An 18,942-nucleotide genomic window follows, 5' to 3' on the forward strand; every position below is an offset into this window, starting at 1 on the left:
CTGTAGGGGCAGGCCGTGTGCCTGCCCCTTTCTTTATGCCTTGAGTGCTCCTTCTTCGAGTTCTACGTGACGCACCGTAGTATCCACGCGATGCGTTATTTCTAGCACCGTCTTTTGCTGCAATGCGTCGCGCAGATTCGCTCTGACTGTCTGCAGGGTGGCTTCGTCCAGGTGTGAAGTGACTTCGTCCAGCACGTAGGCGTCCGCGTTCATTAGGAGCCCTCGTGCCAGTAGCAGTCTCTGCTTCTGCCCCCCAGACAACTGGTTTGGGCGAAGGTGGGCCTGCAGTCCCCCGAGGGCGGCTACGTCTTCTTCCAGCGCAACTACCTTCAATACTTTTTCGAGTGCGTCTCCTGGCACCTCCTTGCCAAGTTTCAGGTTATCGGCGACCGTGCCATCAATCAGGCTGCCGTCCTGACTGATTACGCAAATCCGTTGGCGCACCGCCTGCGGCGATATCCGGTTTAGGTAAACCCCGTCAACTATGATTCCGCCCTTATCCGGATCCCAGGCGCGGGCCAGCAATGCGCCGATAGTGGATTTCCCCGACCCCGAAGGACCGGACAGGCAGGTGTACTGCCCAGGGTGCAGCGTCAGCGTCAATCCTTCCAGGCCGCGTTCGGTCTTCGGATACTTGAAGTAGACCTGATCGAACACGATCTGCGGCGCTACCCCAACCTGCCAGTCGTCTCCATCGAGCTGCTCGCCTGCGTTGTCGATCATCGCAAAGAGTCTGCGTGCGGATTCCTTCGCAGCCACTCGGCCCTCCCCACCTTCGCGCAACGCGGTAGCGCTAGCTAGGGAACCAACCGCAAGTCCCAGGGCTGCCAAAGTTTGCGGCAGGCTTTGCTGCATTGAAGCGACCATGCCGGCCACGGTAATTAGAAGAAACGCATCCCAGCACAGTCCTACTGCCCCGCGCACACCTTTCCACCGCTCAGCCTTCTCGAGTGCTCGGCCTATCTGCTCCCCGTTGTTGGTGATTCTAGTTAGCGCCTCGTCCTGCTTCTGATTCGACAGGAGTTCTGCCAGTGCGATGCGACTGCGGGTTAGCTCCCTAGACAGCTCACTTCGCACCTCTAGTTCACCCTGTTTGGCTCTAGCTATCTGGCCCTCGGTTAGGGCCGTAAGTGCAAAGGCGCTAGCCCATAGACCTACGCACAAAATCAATCCTGCAGTAAACCCCGTCAACTGCATTACCGCTGCTCCCGCGAGCACCGGAACTACTACCGCCGCTATCCGAGGCACGATCGTGTGGGCATAGAAAGCCTCGACCCGATCGATGTCTCGCACAGCCGAGGGCAGCACGTCTGCAACGTCCATTTCGCTAATGCTCGCCGGCGCCCTCTTCGCCAGAGCTACATACAGCCGCACCCGCAGTCCGGCCAGCATGGTGAAGGCAACCAGGTGCCCGGAGTAATGCTCTAGGTAGGAACACCCCGCCCTCACAAGGCCGGTAATAACCAGGGCGACTCCCAGCTGTAGGCGTGGGGCTTTCCCGGCAACGGCACAGCCGACTAGCACGAAGCCAAGAGCGAAGATCGCCATCCGCGCGCACGCACCGACAATTCTTGCTAGCGCCGACACAATCAGGGGGCGGCGAGTTCCTTTCGCCTCTCGAAGCAGTCGCCTTGTTACGGATCGTTTCATCGTGCCTCAACTCTTACTACTCGCTGCGCTGCCGCAATCGCTTCGGCGCGATGCGCTATGTGCAAGATCGTTCTTTTCCCTGTCTGCTCTGCCAACGTCTTCAAGATGAGTTTCTGGCTCTGCTCGTCGATTGAGGCGGTGGGCTCATCCAGAAGTAACAGCTCCTTGTCGCTCGCCAACGCGATCGCGATGGCTATTCTGGCCCGCTGTCCACCAGAGAGATTCTTTCCACCTTCTATAAGAGGCAAATCTAAACCTCCGTTTGCTCGGAGCCAGCTGCCGATCTGCGCATCTTCAAGCGCCTGCCAAATTGCGGTTTCCGTTCTACTACCGAAGCACTGCCTTACTGTGTCGCCCAGCAGGTACGGATTCTGCGGCACGTATGCCACGCAAGAAGCAGCAGGATACCGGGCGCTGGAGTCAACCCCGTCAATGGCAACCTTTCCGGAAAGTACCGGAACAAAACCTTCTAACACCCCGGCGATGGTACTTTTCCCCGCGCCGGTTGCCCCGACCAGGGCAACGTGTTCCCCTTTGCGAACACTCAAAAAGAAATTGCGTAAAACCGGCTTATCCTGCGCATATCCTGCCGTTACGTCAACTAGGTCAACTATATTGTGTGGGTTAGGCTGCCCATAGACGGCTGATTCTGACCTTTTCAGCGAATGCTCAAATCCGCTCAGCGCCGTCTGCGCGCCCCGCCCTCCCATTGCCGAAACAAAGTAGAGTCCTGCGCGGTCTACTGGACGCAACGCGATTACCAAACTGGCGCAAGCTGCCACGGCCATCCCGGAATAGGGTGCTTCTACGCTCAAGACAAGAGCAGAAGCGGTGAAGGCAACCGCAAAGGCGGCCATATGGATCACGAACAACACCGACTGGTTTACCGCTAAAAGGGACATGGTTCGCTGTCTTTGCACTTCTGCTGATTCCTCAACACGCTCGGTCAAGAAGTCCTGCCCATTCAAATAGGAAGCCGCTCCAAGAGCTCGCAGCGACTGTAGGTATGATTCGCTGAGACGGGCTTCGGCGCGTCTATTCGCCACCGAGGACTTGCGAATCTTCTTCAGGAAAAGGCGAACCAGAACGTAAGCCAGCCCCGAGGTGGCGCTCAGCGTCAGAGCTGATCTCCACATCCCCCATAGCGCCCAAACGACGCTTACACAGAACGGTGAGTAGAGCATGGCCAACAGTTCCGGTAGGACTTTCGTTTTGGCGCCCGCTACCCGCTCTACGATTCCGGTAGTAATGGCAGTAATCCGCCCTGCCGAGGGCGCTCCCACCGGCCCGGCTGCATATACCTTATTTAATATGCGCGATCGCAAGTCGCCCTCGAGCCGCCCTGCTGCTTTGCCTCCGCCAAGTCGACACGCCAAGGAGCAAGAAGCGGCTACGGCTACAAGCAGTAGCGGTAGCAGCAAAGTCCGCCGCGGTGCAGCCTGCCCGGACAAGACGGCTTGCAGATAAGGAGCGGCTGCCAGGGCGGCGTCTGTCAGTAGTAGCGGTACTAACACTGCCGCTAGCACGTTGGGTAGCAGAGGTGGTTTCGACAAAGTTCGCACAACACAAGCCTAGTCGACCCAACCCGACATAAACATTCGGTAATGTTGATCTTCTGTATGGCAAACCTTTAGAAAATAGTGGCACTATAGATTGCATAGTTGCCAATAGAGGAGGCACATGTGACCGCTAAGAAGGCGCGCAGCTCTAAAGCGTCTAACCTGGACCAATGGGACGACATTTATTCCGAAAAGGCTCGCAATCTTCGCCAAAGCGAGATTAGGGCACTATTTTCAGTTGTGTCACGTCCCGAGGTCGTTTCCCTTGCCGGCGGAATGCCCAATATCAAGGATCTTCCGCTCGACCGACTAGCTGAATCAGCCAAGCAACTAATTGCTAGGCACGGTGCACAGGCTATGCAGTACGGTGGCGGTCAGGGATATTTAGAACTGCGCGAACAAATAAGCCAGGTTATGACTTACGACGGTTACGCCCCTAACCCCGACAACATTGTCATTACTACGGGCTCTCAACAGGCCCTGGACTACGTCACGCAGATCTTTATTGATCCAGGCGACGTCATTGTGGCCGAGTCTCCCTCTTACGTCGGTGCGCTAGGTGTATTCGAGGCCTACAGAGCCGACGTGCGTCACGTCCCCCTCGATGACGACGGTGTTATCCCCGAGGCGCTGGACGAAATCCTCACGCAGCTGGAAAAGGCCGGCACCCCCGCGAAGATGTTTTATACGGTCCCGAATTATCACAACCCGGCCGGGGTGACTCTCTCAGCTGAGCGACGCCCTCGGGTAGTAGAGATTTGCCGCAAGCATCACGTGCTCATCTTGGAAGATAATCCGTATGGCCTGCTCGGATTCCATTCTGACCCGATCCCTTCGCTACATTCCTACGATCCCGATTCGGTGGTCTATCTAGGTTCCTTCTCGAAGATGTTTGCCCCCGGTTTCCGCATTGGCTGGGCCGCTGCTCCTCCGGCTATCCGACAGAAGCTGGTTCTTGCCTCTGAATCGGCAGTGCTCTCGCCTTCGATGGTTGGGCAGATGGCAATCAGCGGCTACCTGCGCGATTACGACTGGTATTCCCAGGTCAAGGTTTTCCGAGCCATGTACGAGGAACGTTGCAACGCAATGCTTTCGGCGCTCGAAGAATTCCTGCCTTACTGTACTTGGACAAAGCCGCAGGGCGGTTTCTACACCTGGCTAACTGTGCCCGAGGGCATCGATACCAAGGACATGCTACCTCGCGCCGTGACTGAACTGGTCGCTTACACTCCCGGCACTGCATTCTTTGCCGACGGCTCTGGGCACCGAAATATTCGACTTTCGTACTGCTACCCCGAGCCCGAAGAAATTCGCGAGGGCGTACGCAGGCTTTCCGTTGTAATGGATCACGAACTGGAGCTACTGAAGTTGTTCGGTGGCCCAAAGGCTAAGGAGGACTAACAATGGCTAATGAAGAACAGGCTCCTATGCCTCAGGAGCTCCCTAGGTCCGTCGCCGTGGTTGCCGGCGGAATCACTCAAGAGCGGGACGTTTCCCTTGCGTCGGGCACCCGCGTAACCAATCGGTTAGTTCGAGCCGGATTTGACGCCCACCTTGTGGAATTTGGTCCCCACCTTTTAGAGAACCTAAATAGGATGCAGCCCGATGTAGTATTTCCGCTGGTACACGGGTCTTTCGGCGAGGACGGAACACTGCAGGCGCTGCTGAAGCTAGCTGGTTTCCCCTTTGTTGGATCCGGCCCGCAGGCCTGCAAGCTCTCTTCGGCTAAACCGGTAGCCAAATCCGTCGTGGCCAAGAACGGCCTTACTACTCCCCCGGCTGTGTCGCTGCCACAGGAAGTTTTTAGGCAGCTGGACTCCGATCAGATCCTGGATCTGCTAGAAAACAAGCTCGGTCTGCCCATGATGGTAAAGCCTGCTTCCGGAGGATCCGCCCTCGGGGTAACCTACGTGAACGATCGGGCGGATCTAGCGCGCGCTATGATTTCAGCTTTTTCCTACGACGAAGAGGTGCTGGTAGAGCAATACGTTTCAGGTCGGGAGCTGGCAGTCTCGATAATCGATTCTGAGGACGGCCCGGTGGCACTTCCGGTTGTCGAGATCATGCCGGAAGACGGGCGTTACGATTACGATGCTCGATACGAGGTCGGCCGCTCCGCCTTCTCTGTTCCTGCAGAGTTGGACCAGAAAGCACTGGAAGCTGTCCATGATCTAGCACTTGGCTGTCATCGCGTATTGGAACTATCCCACCTGAGCCGCATAGACGTCATCCTGGACGAACAAGGCACCCCCTGGTTTATCGATGCCAACGTTGCTCCGGGTATGACGGACACCTCCCTCTTTCCCCAGGCAGCAGAAGCAGCAGAGGGATCCAGTTTTCAGCAGATTCTGCAGGACCTAGTTATTCGGGCCTACCAGCAGGGCTCTCGCGAGGTTACCGATGTAGCAGATTAGAACTGCATAGTTAACCAAAAGTGGCGGCTACCAATCAGGTAGCCGCCACTTTGTTTCACGTGAAACAATTGCTGCAGAAAAAGAACCGCGTACCTAGCGCGATTACTTCAGCAATCCAGCAATACGCTGGAAGTCCTCCGCATCGGCATATTCGATGACAATCTTTCCCTTTTTCTTACCCGGCTTCACGATCACCCGGGTATCCAGTTTGTTGCCAAGGTTATCTTGGAAGGACTGTTCCGCCGCACTGATAGCAGTCACGCTCCGGCCAACCTTCTTGCTTGGGGTAGTTGGCTCCGAGCTGAGGAATAACGCGATCTGTTCCTCTGTCGATCGCACCGACCAACCTTCGGCCACAATACGTGTCGCGAACCGCTCCATGTCCTCCGGTTCGGAAAGACTCAGAAGGGCACGAGCGTGCCCGGCGGACAGCACGCCGGCTGCAACCCGTCGTTGTACGGGAGCCGGAAGCTTCAGCAACCGAACAGTGTTTGCGATCTGCGGACGGGAGCGCTTGATCCGCACCGCGAGCTCGGACTGCGTGCACTTGAAATCGTCCATTAGCTGCTGGTAGGCCGCAGCCTCTTCCAGCGGATTCAAATTAGACCTGTGCAAGTTTTCCAGCAACGCATCGCGCAGCAGGTCTTGCTCTTCGGTCTTGCGCACAATTGCCGGAATAGTTACTTTCCCCGCCTGTTTCGAGGCCCGCCACCGGCGCTCGCCCATAATCAGCTCGTAGTGCTCCCCCTTGGGGCCAAGCTCGTGCAACGGTCGCACCACGATCGGTTGCAGTACTCCTACCTCGCCAATGGACTCCGCTAACTCTTCAAGCTCCTGCTGATCGAAGTTCTGCCTGGGCTGCTTCGTATTCGGAATTATGTCGGCAATAGCTACATCGCCAAAGGAAGCCCCCGGCACCTTCACCAGATTTGTTTCACGTGAAACATTCTTCTGCGGCTCAGTTACCTTAGTTTCTACCTTGCGCTTAACGTGGGCCTTTTTCCCGTATTTCTTTTCCCGCTTGCGAGGTGTCAGCAGATCCGAGGCCGACCCACCGGTTGGGTGACTTACGGAATCTGGGAAGAAAATATCAACAGGCTTGCCCTTTTTAGTAGCAGGCTCACGTTGCTCCGACGGGATTAGAGCACCCAGCCCACGGCCGAGCCCGCCTGCACGACGTGCGTTCACTCGAAGCTCCTCTTGTTAAGTTCGTAAGCGGCTTCTTTGTAGGCCAACGCCCCCAAGCCCTTACGGTCGTAGCTAATAACTGTCTGCGAATAGCTCGGTGCCTCCGAAACCGTGATGTTCCTTGGAATGGCGGTCTGCAGCACCTGATCAGAAAAGTGCTCGCGCACTTCCCTTTCCACGTCCTTTCCCAGACGCGTGCGGCGATCCAGCATAGTCATCAAGATGGCAGAAATATGAAGCTTCTCATTGAAAGCCTCGCTAATGCCGTTTATAGAACGCTGTAGCTGCGACAGACCTTCAAGAGCGTAGTATTCTGCCTGCATCGGAATTAAGACTTCTTCTGCCGCTACGCAGGCGTTCAAAGTAAGCAGTCCAAGCGAGGGCGGACAGTCAATAAATACGTAGTGCGGATGGTGCTTCTCGACGTACTCTTCTAGCGCATCCCGTAGCAGGTATTCTCTGCGCTCGGCGTCGGGCAATTCCATTTCCGCTCCGGCAAGATCGATTGTGGCCGGTACAACCTTCAGCGACGGAAATTCTGGGTTGGTAACCACTGCGTCTTCAATACTGGTTTCGCCAAGGAGTACCGTGTAAGTATCAGCGGTCCCAATTCCGTGGGGCGCACCCAGGGCCGTGGAGGCATTCCCCTGGGGGTCAGAGTCGATGACCAGCACCTCTAGACCATTGTCCGCTAGCGCGGCTGCTAGATTCACGACGGAGGTAGTCTTACCTACGCCACCCTTCTGGTTAGCAACTGCGATGATGCGCGTACCCTGAGGCTTTTTAAACTTCAACTTCTTCAGCTGGCGAGCCTTTTCGTTCCTGGCTGTCAGCTTGTCTGCAAAAGACTTGGTGCGTGGGCTCACGTGCAATCCTCCATTAATCTTGTACCTATCTATCATAGATGCCAGCTCTGGCTAATGGCGCATTGTTTTACGGTTGCAAGCTATAGAAACATCACACAGCATTTCCAACACCCCGCCACATAAGGGCATAAAGAAAGGGAGTGTTTCACGTGAAACACTCCCCGTCCTCGACCCAAAGTAGGGTCACAAGCTAGATCCGCAAGGCCTCCACAATCCGCGTAATCTCTTCCGGATCGTCAGGCGCTGCAGGCGAAGGCATCTCGTGTACCTTGACCTTAATCAGCTTCGCCTTGCGAAGCACATGTCGCGCTTCTTCGACCTCTTCCTTTGCCTTGCGCCCCTTCAGGGCAAGCAGCTTTCCCTCCACGTAAAGCAAAGGAGAAACCATCGGGGCAAGCTTCATCATGTTCGCCACTGCCCTGGCGGTAACGAAGTGGAATTTCTTGGCACTCTTGCGCTGCATGGCTTCTTGGGCTCGCCCGTGAATCAGCGTGACGTTATCCAAACCCATTTCATTGATTACATCGTCAAGCCATTCAATGCGACGCTCCATGGGCTCGATCAACGTAACGTCGATGTCCGGGCGCATAGCCGCCAACACGATACCCGGAAAACCAGCTCCCGAACCGATGTCAGCCAGCCTCAGGGGCAACTCAGCGTCCAAATCCTCGGGGGGCAAAAATTCCGCGACCTGCGCAGAATTGACGATGTGCCTAGTCCACAACCGGGGCAACTCGCGCGGCCCAATTAGTCCGCGCAGTTCGCCCTCGTCGCGCAGCATGAAGGAAAAGTGCTCTAGCGGGCCGAAGGAATACCCCAGGTAATCCTTTACAGTCTGCGAGGGAACTTCCAGTTCGCCGCTCATTCGTCACCTTCGGGGGCAAGCACAACGACGTAGCGCTTCGGCTCGCTACCCTCGGATTCAGAGGTCAGTCCAGCTTCGGCAACCACATCGTGGCAAACCTTCCGCTCGAACGGATTCATAGGCTTCAGCTCTACGTCATCGCCGCTTTCGCGCACCTCGGCAATAGCCTTCTCGGCAATCTTCCGCAGTGCCGCCTTGCGGTCTGCACGGTAACCGGCCACGTCGAGCATCAGCCTGGACCGCTGTCCCGTACGCGCCTGTACGGCGAGTCTGGTCAGTTCCTGCAACGATTCCAGCACGTGCCCATCCTTACCGGCAAGGCGCTTCAGGTCGCGCAGGTCCTCGCCCTCGGCAATAATTTCGACGCTGGCGCGGTCATTTTCCACGTCAATGTCGATGTCGCCACCGAGGTCGGCAATGTCGAGCAGTTCTTCCAGATAGTCGGCGGCAATGTCGCCTTCTTCCTCGAGCTGTTCCAGCCGCTCGTCTGCGCCAGGAGTGGTCTCTTGGTCCTCGCCAATTACTTCGATGGCGTTGTCATCGGTCACCAGACCGTTGTCAGTTAGGCTCTTCTGCATCTTTTTGGCCCTTACTTCCGTTTCTGGTTTTTCTTCTTACGTTTTGCCCTTGCAGCGCGCTGCCTTTCGACACGGCGCCTTTGGATTTCCTCGTCGCTTAGTTTACCTTTACCCGGCTCGGTAGTGTTCTTTACCGCGTTGCGACGACGCTTTGCTTCAGCTGCGCGCTCGGCCTTCGACATGTTTCGAGAGGGCTGGTAGCGCTGCTGGCCACGCTGAGTGCCGGAAACACGCTGGGCCTGCTGGGCCAGCTGGTTCTGTTCTTCGGCCTTCTTCATGACCTTTTCCATGAAGGTTTCTTTGGTGCGCGGCTTGGGCTTTTCGTTTTCAAGCTGCAGCTTCACGCGGCGCTGGCGCAGTTCTTCCTGCATCTGCGCGCGAGCTTCCACGCCCTTCCGAAGCGCATCCGCGTTGGGGTGGCCTTCGAGGGCGGATTCTGGGTCCTCGTCGCCCTTTGCGGCAGCCTTCGAAATCTTTGTGGCGGCGGACTTTACTTCGTCGTCGCTAACACCGAGGCCGGCCAGGTGGTTCTGATATTGGCCTTCGCGCTCGCTGCGGTAGGTGGCGTATTTGCCCTTGTTCTTCTCGATCAGGCGGTCGTGTGCGGGCGAACCGGGCGTAGGCATGCGCCAGAGGACGAAGGCCTGCTGGAAGGTGGTGAAAATGTTGGTGGTCCCCCAGTAAATCAGCACGCCGATAGGTAGTGCCCAACCCGAGAAAGCCATGATCAGGGGCATCGTGTACATCATGGACTTGTTCATGCGTGCCATTGGGTTGTCTCCGGACAGTGCAGAGGCCGGCATATTCTTCATGGTCAGCTGGCGCATGGTCAGGAACTGGGTGACCATCATGAAGATGATCAGCGCGAGGGCGACAATCTTGGTGCCCCAGTCGTTGGAGTTGACCATGGATGTGGACAGCGGTGCCCCAATGAAGGTGGAGTGCTGAATCTGGTTTGCTAGCGTGGCATCGATCGGCCCGATGGCAGGCTTTGCGTAGGTGCCGTTAGCTACTGCACCCAGTGCCCACAGCAGGCGGAACAGTGCCGCGAAGATGGGTAGCTGCACCAGCATCGGCCAGCAGGAGGCCATGGGCGAAACGCCGTACTTTTTGTACAGGGCCATGGTTTCCTGACTCATCTGCTGCTGCGAGACCTGGTCCTTGCGGCCTTTGTACTTTTCGCGGATCTTCATCATCTCGGGCTGCACAACCTGCATGGAGCGCGAGGACTTGATCTGCTTTAGGTACAGCGGCCAGATGGCGCCTCGGATGATGATGGTCAGGCCAACGATTGCCAAAACCCATGCGGGGCCCGCACCGTTACTAAAGCCTAAGAAGGTCAAGCCTTCGTGAACCCCATACATGATCCAGGCGATTAGCCACTTGATGGGGAAGAGAATTGTGTCGTACCAACCCATTAGGTGTCCTAACTGTGTTGCGGGCCAGCGCCGGCTTCTGCCTTCCGTTTTGCCAGCGCAGTTTCCACGATGTGCATTGCTTTACCGCTTCGGCCGGCGTCAAGCGCCTGCCAGTAGGCGGTGAGTTCTTGTTCTGTGAGCCGCTCAGATGGGCCCGGTTTCCACTGTCCTTTTAGAGGAACGTAGTCGAGTCCGCCTTTGCTCCAGGGGTTGCAGCGCGCTAGGCGCCACGCAGCTAGTATGCTGCCTTTTATTGCCCCGTGTATGTTTATCGCGCTAAGAGCGTAGGCCGAACATGTGGGGTAATACTTACAGCGCGGTCCCGATAGGGGCGAGATCCATCGTTGGTAGCCCCTGATCAGGCCTTTTAATACAGCTTTGGCAGGATTCATTTAGCCTCCGCCTTTTTGGCGGCTTTCCCGAGGGCGGTATCTAGCGCCTGCCCTAGCTGTTGGTAGTTGGCTTCGCGCACGCCAGGCAGTACCCGGATTGCTATTTTTCTTCCCTGAATTTGCTCTAGCCGAGTTGCCATTAGGTGCCGCAGCCTACGGCGTACGAGGTTGCGGTCTGTGGCGTGTGGGAGCACTTTTTTGGGCACAATGAAGCCGACCAGAGTGCCACTGTCACTCTGGTCGCTCATGTGTACCACCAAGTATTTGGATCCCCCGCGCACCCCTTTTATTGCGGTGGTGAAATCCGCGGGATTTGCCATCCGGTGCTCCCGGGGAAGCACCTTAGGCGCTCAGGGACTTGCGGCCCTTGGAGCGACGCCTTGCGATGATTGCGCGGCCGGAACGGGTACGCATGCGAGCGCGGAAGCCGTGCTTGTTAGAGCGGCGACGGTTGCTGGGCTGGTAAGTGCGCTTTGTACTCATAACTTCTCCTGTTGTTTAGGGGGATTCCCCTCAAGTCTCGTGGTGGCCCTAAAGAGGGCACAAACAAACATCAAGGGTACGTACCCCGCGAACCTATTTCAACAAGCCATGGCCAGGTGTGACGCATTTAGCGAACTTTGCTTGCTGGAGCCCATTTTTGCACAGGCTGTGAGTAGTTGTGAATAACAACGATGTAGTTATCCACAATGTTTTCCCCAGGTGTGGATAACAAGTGGGGGTGTTTGCACAGATCACTTCGAAATCACACCTTTGTAATTAGCGGGGTATTACATCGACGTAGTTTATCCCCAGCTGTGGAAAAACCTGTGGAATATGATTTATTAAGGGTAATCTCGTATCTACGTGTCTCAACTGAACGGAGAAGTAATGGACCAAGACGCCCTCGTTACGGCGTGGAAGCAGATCGTGGAATCTTTTGCTAACGATCCCACGCTCGGCAAAGCACAAGTCGGCTTCTTGGATATGACCGAACCATTAGGCATTTTGTCCGATACAGTTCTACTTTCCGTACCGAATGAGTACACCAAAGGGGTCATCGAGGGCGGGCTCGCGGGCACAGTCGAAGAGGCTCTTTCGCACGCTTTTGGGCGCCCTCTTTCCATCGCTATTTCAGTTAAACCTATAGAGACAACTATCGGTTCGAAGCCGGTGGAAAACCCACAGCCCCCTACCCCTGCTGTGGAAAAGTCTGATTCTGCGCAGGATAGTCAGCAAAAACCGGTCCCGGATCCCTCGGAGCCGCCAAAATTGGGCCTTGTTCCCAATCCCAACGCCGACTTCGACACCCACCTAAACGCCAAGTACACCTTCGAGACCTTCGTTATTGGTTCGTCGAACCGGTTTGCGCACGCCGCTGCGAATGCCGCCGCAGAAACTCCCGCTCGTGCCTACAACCCGCTGTTTATTTATGGCGGCTCCGGCCTGGGCAAAACCCACTTGTTGCACGCGATCGGGCACTACGCACTGAACCTTTATCCGGCTATCAAGGTCCTTTACGTCAACTCGGAAGAGTTCACCAACGACTTTATTAACTCTATTTCCGCTGGTAGAGCCGAAGATTTCCAGCGGCGTTACCGCGATATCGACATCCTTCTGATTGACGACATCCAGTTCTTGCAGGGTAAAGAGCAGACAGTGGAAGAGTTTTTCCACACTTTTAATACGCTCTACAACGCGGACAAGCAGGTAGTGATTACTTCGGATGTGGCCCCCAAGGAGCTGGGCGGCTTCGAAGAGCGCATGCGTTCTCGTTTCGAGATGGGCTTGATGACGGACGTGCAGCCGCCGGATCTGGAAACCCGTATCGCTATTTTGCGAAAGAAAGCGCAGGCGGAAGGCCTAGAGGTTGATGACGACACTCTCTCTTACATTGCCTCTAGGTTCGCCACGAATATTCGCGAACTCGAGGGCGCATTGTTGCGTGTCACCGCTTTTGCCTCACTGTCGGACACGAAGGTTTCGCGCTCGCTGGCCGAGATGGTGTTGAAGGATATTGTCTCTGATCCCGAGGATCCTGAGGTCACGCCGGCGCTGATAAAGGTGCAGACCGCAGAGTATTTCGGAGTCACTTTGGATCAGCTGTGCTCGGCCGATCGTTCGCGCGCGCTGTCGGAGGCTCGCCAGATCGCCATGTACCTGTGCCGCGAGCTGACTACTTTATCTTTGCCAAAGATTGGCCAGGAATTTGGCGGACGCGACCACACCACGGTGATGCACGCCCAGCGCAAGATAACCGAGCAGATGGCGAAGAAACCGCAGACTTTTAACCATGTTACGGAGCTAACTAACCGCATCAAGCAGAAGGCGCGCGGGTAACCGGCAGGTTAATTGGGTGCGGAACCGAATTTTAACGCACTATTCCGGGATTTTATCCCCATCTGTGGATAAGTCTGTGGATGACTGTGGAATTACAAGTCTTATCTGTTCACAAGTTTGCTCATTCTGGGGACGAAGCAGAGGGCGAATTACAAGAATTCCACAACACTCCCAGTTTTCTCACAGCCTTCTCCACTTTTTTGTCCCAAGTGTTTTCCCTGCGTTAGCAACGAAAGAGTAGTTTTTCCACGAAATCCACAGTACCTATGACGACTATGAAACTAAGTTAATGGGATTTTTCTGTGGATCGATACCAAAGGGCTGACGCGGACGATCACGGTGGCCCGGCAAGTAGAAAAATCTTCCGAATGATTCACGTTTTGGGGCGATTTTTGGTCCGCTCGGACAGTTAACCCGAAGTTTCCTTGCAATAGTCGCTACCGCTCACTGGCGGCTACGCAGATGTTTTGTCAGACTCGCTTGCACTGCACTAAAGTGTGAGTAGCTTGCGTCAAGTAGACGCGCGGGCAAATTACAATTTGCTCGAAGTTTTCTAGAGAAGGGAAAGCGGCGTGAAGTTCCGTGTAGACCGCGATGTACTGGCCGATGCCGTAACTTGGACGGCCCGAACTTTGCCGCAGCGACCCGCGGTTCCTGTATTGGCTGGCGTTCGCCTCACTACCGAGGGTTCGATTGTTGTTCTTTCTTCCTTCGACTACGAAACTTCTGCTCGCTCTACTATCGAAGCGCAAGTTGACGAGGACGGAGAGGTACTCGTTTCCGGCAGGCTCCTTGCTGACATCTGCAAGGCTTTGCCCGCTAAGCCTGTGGACGTAGTTCTGGATGGGCCGAAGGTTCGCATCCAGTGTGGTTCTTCAAAGTTTTCGCTGCTCACCATGCCTTTGGATGATTATCCAGCACTGCCTGCGGTCCCCCCGGTTGTCGGTACTATCGATTCGGCAGATTTTTCGCAGGCTGTTTCTCAGGTGGCAGTTGCCGCATCGCGCGACGACACTTTGCCGTTGCTAACCACTATCAACTGCGAAATTAATGGCGACACTTTGACCATGCTTGCCACTGACCGTTACCGGTTGGCCCAGCGCGACATCAAGTGGAATCCTTCCGAAGGTTCGCTGCAGGTAGGCGCTCTGGTGCGGTCGAAGATGCTGACCGATATGACCAAGTCGCTCTCGGGTGGCGGTGAAGTAAAGATCTCGCTATCTACCGAATCCGGTTCTGCTGCAATTTTGGCTATGGAGCAGGGTGGCCGGCGCATGACCAGTCAGCTCACTGATGGCGACTACCCGCAAGTGCGCCGCCTCTTTCCCGAAAATACTTCTATTCATGCTGTAGTCGACCGGGTTGAATTGCAATCCGCCCTCAAGCGTGTGTCGCTTGTGGCTGAACGCAATACTGCGGTGCGACTAACTTTGGAACCTGGCCAACTCACTCTAGAGGCAGGTCAGGGCGAAGATGCACAGGCTCGTGAAGATGTGCCGCTTCACCTAGATGGCGAACCGATCGTTACGGCTTTCAACCCCCACTACCTGTTGGATGGGCTAAACGCCATTGACGATCCGTACGTGAAGATGTCCTTCAATCACCCGTCCAAGCCTGCTGTACTAACGGGACAGGAAGAGCCGGGCGCCGGTGAAGATACTTCCTATCGCTACCTGCTGATGCCTATTCGCTACGGCATATAAGGACCAGGGTGCACCTAACCGACCTTGCGTTAGACGATTTTCGATCCTACCGGCATGTTGTTACACGCCTTTCCGGTGGGATCAACGTCTTTTTGGGCAAGAATGGGCAGGGCAAAACTAACTTGGTCGAGGCCGTAGCCTACCTTTCTACGTTTTCGTCCCACCGGGTGGCAGCCGATACGGCGCTGGTTCGCATTGCCAGCGCGGGTGAGCCGACGCCCTCGGCAGGGGTGATCCGGGCCCGCGCTGTGGAAGATGGCCACGAGAAGCTCCTGGAAGTGGAAATTGTGCGCGGTAAGGCCAATAGGGCTCGGCTGAATAGGGGTTCTATCAGGCCTAAAGAGCTGTTGGGTATTGTGCGCACGGTGGTATTTGCCCCCGAGGATCTGCAGATTGTTCGCGGTGACCCTGCAGGTAGACGCCGGTTTGTGGATGACTTGGTGGTGCAACTACAGCCCATGATGGCGCCCGTGTACACGGAGCATGACAAGATTTTGCGGCAGCGTTCTGCCCTGTTGCGGACCGCTGGGAAGAAGCCTGCTTCGCTTTCGACTTTAGATGTGTGGGACGCTCATTTGGCGCAGGTAGCGGCCAAGATTATTGCCGCTCGGGCCCGAGTGGTGCAGTCTTTGGCACCGTTATTGGTGGGCGCCCACGCGGCCATTGCCGAGGACGCGCGCGATCTGAACATTTCCTACCAAAGTTCGTTGGCGGGCAAGATCGCTTTTGCCGAGGCGGACTTGTTGGATCCAGAAATAATGGAAGAAAAGATGGGTCAGGCGCTAGCACTGTTGCGGCCACGCGAATTGGAGCGAGGGGTCAACCTGGTGGGGGCGCACCGCGACGACATTTTCTTGGCGCTTGAGCAGATGCCGATCAAGGGGTACGCCTCGCACGGGGAAACATGGTCTACCGCACTAGCACTGCGGCTGGCGGCGTTTGCGCTGCTCAAGGACGATGGAACTGAGCCAATACTCATATTGGACGATGTTTTTGCGGAACTCGATGCGCACAGGCGGGCCTCTTTGGCAAAGGTCATGCAAGCTTCTGAACAGGTGATTGTGACAGCAGCTGTGGGCGAGGACTTGCCCGAGATTGCAGAAGCGACATATTTTGATGTCACTTTTGATTCGGATGAGGGAACCCAGATTGAGCGACGCGATGGATGAAAAGCTGCGGTATGCTCGCGCTGCATTGCGGAAGGCGCAGCAGGATGCGTGGGAGAAGGGGCAGGCGCGGCTAAGCGCGAAGCAACTGGCGCATGTGCGTTCCCCGAAAGAACGCAGTGAGGACGAACCCGCCCTCGAAGTGCCCAGTTCTGAACAGGTGTGGCAGGCTCCCCCGGGCATTGCGCGTGGGGGTACCGGGCCGAGGCCGTCGCGGCGCGATCCGAAGAAAGTTTCTGTTGTTGCGTCGTTTCTTACCCGCAAGAACGGGTGGAACAAGCAGCTACGCTCGGCTTCCATTGAGGCTAAGTGGCCCGAGATTTTGGGGCCAAAACTGCTTGAGCATGCTCAGATTGAAACGATTCAGGCCCCGAAACTGGTGATTCGGGCTTCTTCTACCCCCTGGGCTAATGCGCTGCGAATGCAGATCCCTACCCTGCTTAACCGTATTGACCAGAAAATCGGTGCCGGCTTTATCACCGAGGTTACGATTTTGGCGCCCGCAGCACCGAAGTGGACGCACGGCCGGTTGCGAGTGAAAGGAAGGGGCCCGCGCGACACTTACGGGTAGTATTTTTTGCCGACCTACTTAGCGGGAAACCAAGCAAAGTCACGCTTGCTTTCAAATATGGGCCCTAGAAGCGTTTGAAGGCCCGGTTCTGTACCCCTGGCCCTATCAAGTTCGGCAACCGCGCAAAAGCGCGATAGAATAGTTTAAGGATTTGACGCACTTCCTAGCTGTTTTAAAGAAAAAGAGGGGTTGTAGGTGAGCGAACCACAACACAACCAGGGCGAATATGGCGCCTCGGATATTACTGTTCTTGAAGGACTCGAAGCGGTCCGAAAGCGTCCGGGCATGTACATCGGTTCAACCGGCGAACGCGGGTTGCATCACCTGGTATACGAAGTGGTGGACAACGCTGTAGACGAAGCTTTGGCTGGCTACTGCGACCACATTGAAGTAACCATCCAGAAGGATGGGGGCATTCGGGTTGATGACAATGGCCGTGGTATTCCGGTCGATATGCACCCAACCGAGAAGCGGCCCACGGTTGAAGTAGTAATGACTATCTTGCACGCTGGCGGCAAGTTCGGTGGCGGCGGGTACGCTGTTTCTGGCGGTCTGCACGGCGTGGGTATTTCGGTAGTTAACGCGCTGTCTAAGCGCGTGGACACGGAAGTACGTAGGCAGGGTTTTGTGTGGCGGCAGAAGTTCGCTAACGGCGGGCACCCGGTAGGTAGCTTGGAGAAGGGCGAACCTACTGATCAGACGGGTACTTCGCAAACTTTCTACCCCGATCCGGATATTTTCGAGACGGTGCGTTTTGATTTCGAAACTTTGCGCATGCGTTTCCAGCAGATGGCGTTCTTGAACAAGGGGCTGCGTATTACCCTTACTGATTTGCGCGAGGGCGTAACGGTCGAGGGCGACGAGATTGCGGGCCAGGACGCTGACGGCGACGGTGTTGACGATGCTGAACAGCCGAAGGTCAAGCGCGTCAGCTACTGCTACCAGAATGGGTTGCGAGACTACGTGGAGTTCTTGAACACGCGTAAGAAGACTGACGTGATCAATTCGCAGATTATCGATTTCGAGGCCGAAGACGCGCAGGCGGGCATGAGTGTCGAGATTGCGCTGCAGTGGACTACGGCCTACAACGTGTCGATCCATACTTTTGCGAACACGATCAATACGACCGAGGGTGGCACTCACGAAGAGGGCTTCCGTACTTCGCTTACTACGATCCTGAATAAGTATGCCCGCGACAAGGGGCTGCTGAAGGAAAAGGATTCGAATCTTACTGGCGATGACGTGCGGGAAGGCCTCACTGCGGTCATCTCTATCAAGCTTACTGAGCCGCAGTTCGAGGGGCAGACCAAGACCAAGTTGGGTAATACGGCTGCGCGCACGTTCGTGTACTCGAACATGTACCAGCGTCTTGGCGATTGGCTCGATGAGCATCCGTCGGAGGCAAAGGCGATTGTGCATAAGGCCCAGTCGGCGGCTAACGCGCGGGTGGCGGCCCGCAAGGCCCGTGAGGCAACTCGTCGCAAGGGTGTGCTTGAGGGCGCCTCGATGCCGGGCAAGTTGCGCGATTGTTCCTCTAGGGACGCCTCGATTTCAGAGATTTTCATAGTCGAGGGCGACTCGGCAGGCGGCAGTGCGGTGATGGGGCGTAACCCGGAAACGCAGGCAATTTTGCCGTTGCGCGGCAAGATTTTGAATGTGGAAAAGGCGCGTGTGGATCGAGCCATGTCTTCCGAGACGATCCAAAGCTTGATCACTGCCTTGGGCACTGGGGTTAGCGAAGATTTTGACATCGAGAAGTTGCGCTACCACACGATCGTGCTGATGGCAGATGCGGATGTTGACGGCCAGCACATTACTACCCTGCTGCTCACGTTCCTGTACCGCTACATGCGTCCTCTGATCGAGCAGGGGCACGTGTACTTGGCTACCCCGCCGCTGTATCGCATCAAGTGGTCGAATGCTGCACACGATTTTGTGTATTCGGACAAGGAACGCGACGAAAAGGTTAGGGCTGGCCTGGCTGGTGGCCACCGTCTTCCCAAGGAGGGCGGCATTCAGCGCTACAAGGGTCTAGGCGAGATGAGTGACCAAGAACTATGGGAAACCACCATGGACCCGGCAGGGCGAATCCTGAAGAAAGTCGAGATGCAGGAGGCCGCTCGTGCCGACGAGGTCTTCTCAATGCTCATGGGCGAGGACGTAGAGTCCCGTCGTGCTTTCATTCAGCGCAACGCTTCTGACGTACGCTTCCTGGATATCTAAAGGGGAAAATAAGTGTCTGACGAAAAGAAC

17 protein-coding genes are annotated in these 18,942 nt (G+C 56.0%); 7 read left to right on the forward strand and 10 right to left on the reverse strand.

Annotated features, from left to right (window positions below; genetic code table 11):
• Nucleotides 1-33: 33 nt before the first annotated feature.
• Entirely contained in the window at nt 34-1,650 is a 1,617-nt protein-coding gene (locus AC1EKG_RS08175; RefSeq protein ID WP_481067815.1) for an amino acid ABC transporter ATP-binding/permease protein, read from the reverse strand.
• On the reverse strand, nt 1,647-3,212 hold the full coding sequence (locus AC1EKG_RS08180) for an ATP-binding cassette domain-containing protein (RefSeq protein ID WP_048706446.1): 1,566 nt from the start codon (nt 3,210-3,212) through the stop codon (nt 1,647-1,649). The genes AC1EKG_RS08175 and AC1EKG_RS08180 overlap by 4 nt, the downstream gene beginning before the upstream one ends.
• Before the next feature lie 120 nt (nt 3,213-3,332).
• On the opposite strand from AC1EKG_RS08180, the gene AC1EKG_RS08185 reads away from it, so the two are divergent.
• Complete coding sequence (locus AC1EKG_RS08185) at nt 3,333-4,610, forward strand: aminotransferase-like domain-containing protein (protein ID WP_004807848.1); 1,278 nt, start codon at nt 3,333-3,335, stop codon at nt 4,608-4,610.
• A gap of 2 nt (nt 4,611-4,612) precedes the next feature.
• Nucleotides 4,613-5,623, forward strand: a complete 1,011-nt coding sequence (locus tag AC1EKG_RS08190; protein WP_004807844.1) for a D-alanine--D-alanine ligase family protein — start codon at nt 4,613-4,615, stop codon at nt 5,621-5,623.
• Between the two features lie 102 nt (nt 5,624-5,725).
• Here AC1EKG_RS08190 and AC1EKG_RS08195 read toward each other — a convergent pair whose 3' ends face one another.
• From AC1EKG_RS08195 to rpmH, 8 genes are all read right to left on the reverse strand, one after another.
• Nucleotides 5,726-6,811, reverse strand: coding sequence for a ParB/RepB/Spo0J family partition protein (locus tag AC1EKG_RS08195; RefSeq protein WP_481067816.1), 1,086 nt, complete (start codon nt 6,809-6,811; stop codon nt 5,726-5,728).
• Nucleotides 6,808-7,713 carry a ParA family protein gene (locus AC1EKG_RS08200; RefSeq protein ID WP_004807839.1) on the reverse strand — a complete coding sequence of 302 codons (906 nt, stop codon included), beginning with the start codon at nt 7,711-7,713 and terminating at the stop codon, nt 6,808-6,810. Before AC1EKG_RS08200 ends, AC1EKG_RS08195 begins: the two co-directional genes overlap by 4 nt.
• 154 nt (nt 7,714-7,867) lie before the next feature.
• On the reverse strand, nt 7,868-8,542 hold the full coding sequence (gene rsmG / locus AC1EKG_RS08205) for a 16S rRNA (guanine(527)-N(7))-methyltransferase RsmG (RefSeq protein ID WP_004807837.1): 675 nt from the start codon (nt 8,540-8,542) through the stop codon (nt 7,868-7,870).
• Nucleotides 8,539-9,120, reverse strand: coding sequence for a Jag family protein (locus AC1EKG_RS08210; protein ID WP_004807835.1), 582 nt, complete (start codon nt 9,118-9,120; stop codon nt 8,539-8,541). The genes rsmG and AC1EKG_RS08210 overlap by 4 nt, the downstream gene beginning before the upstream one ends.
• Before the next feature lie 11 nt (nt 9,121-9,131).
• Complete coding sequence (yidC, locus tag AC1EKG_RS08215) at nt 9,132-10,538, reverse strand: membrane protein insertase YidC (RefSeq protein WP_004807833.1); 1,407 nt, start codon at nt 10,536-10,538, stop codon at nt 9,132-9,134.
• Between the two features lie 8 nt (nt 10,539-10,546).
• Nucleotides 10,547-10,930: a membrane protein insertion efficiency factor YidD gene (gene yidD, locus AC1EKG_RS08220; protein WP_004807831.1), complete on the reverse strand. Its 384-nt coding sequence runs from the start codon at nt 10,928-10,930 to the stop codon at nt 10,547-10,549.
• Nucleotides 10,927-11,271, reverse strand: a complete 345-nt coding sequence (rnpA, locus tag AC1EKG_RS08225; RefSeq protein ID WP_040315400.1) for a ribonuclease P protein component — start codon at nt 11,269-11,271, stop codon at nt 10,927-10,929. The genes yidD and rnpA overlap by 4 nt, the downstream gene beginning before the upstream one ends.
• A 1-nt stretch (nt 11,272) precedes the next feature.
• Nucleotides 11,273-11,413: a 50S ribosomal protein L34 gene (rpmH, locus tag AC1EKG_RS08230; protein WP_004807827.1), complete on the reverse strand. Its 141-nt coding sequence runs from the start codon at nt 11,411-11,413 to the stop codon at nt 11,273-11,275.
• 387 nt (nt 11,414-11,800) lie between these two features.
• Here rpmH and dnaA point away from each other — a divergent pair, with 387 nt between their 5' ends.
• The 5 genes from dnaA (at nt 11,801) to gyrB (ending at nt 18,912) form a co-directional block, all read left to right on the forward strand.
• The gene (gene dnaA / locus AC1EKG_RS08235) at nt 11,801-13,249 is read left to right on the forward strand and encodes a chromosomal replication initiator protein DnaA (RefSeq protein WP_004807825.1); all 1,449 of its coding nucleotides are present in this window, start codon (nt 11,801-11,803) and stop codon (nt 13,247-13,249) included.
• Nucleotides 13,250-13,821: 572 nt separating this feature from the next.
• Nucleotides 13,822-14,952, forward strand: coding sequence for a DNA polymerase III subunit beta (dnaN, locus tag AC1EKG_RS08240; protein WP_004807824.1), 1,131 nt, complete (start codon nt 13,822-13,824; stop codon nt 14,950-14,952).
• A gap of 8 nt (nt 14,953-14,960) precedes the next feature.
• Nucleotides 14,961-16,121, forward strand: coding sequence for a DNA replication/repair protein RecF (recF, locus tag AC1EKG_RS08245; RefSeq protein ID WP_004807822.1), 1,161 nt, complete (start codon nt 14,961-14,963; stop codon nt 16,119-16,121).
• Nucleotides 16,102-16,689, forward strand: a complete 588-nt coding sequence (locus tag AC1EKG_RS08250) for a DciA family protein (protein ID WP_160309210.1) — start codon at nt 16,102-16,104, stop codon at nt 16,687-16,689. The genes recF and AC1EKG_RS08250 overlap by 20 nt, the downstream gene beginning before the upstream one ends.
• Before the next feature lie 195 nt (nt 16,690-16,884).
• The gene (gene gyrB / locus AC1EKG_RS08255; protein ID WP_004807817.1) at nt 16,885-18,912 is read left to right on the forward strand and encodes a DNA topoisomerase (ATP-hydrolyzing) subunit B; all 2,028 of its coding nucleotides are present in this window, start codon (nt 16,885-16,887) and stop codon (nt 18,910-18,912) included.
• Nucleotides 18,913-18,942: the final 30 nt, after the last annotated feature.

The organism is Winkia sp. C0117E2 (assembly GCF_056590455.1).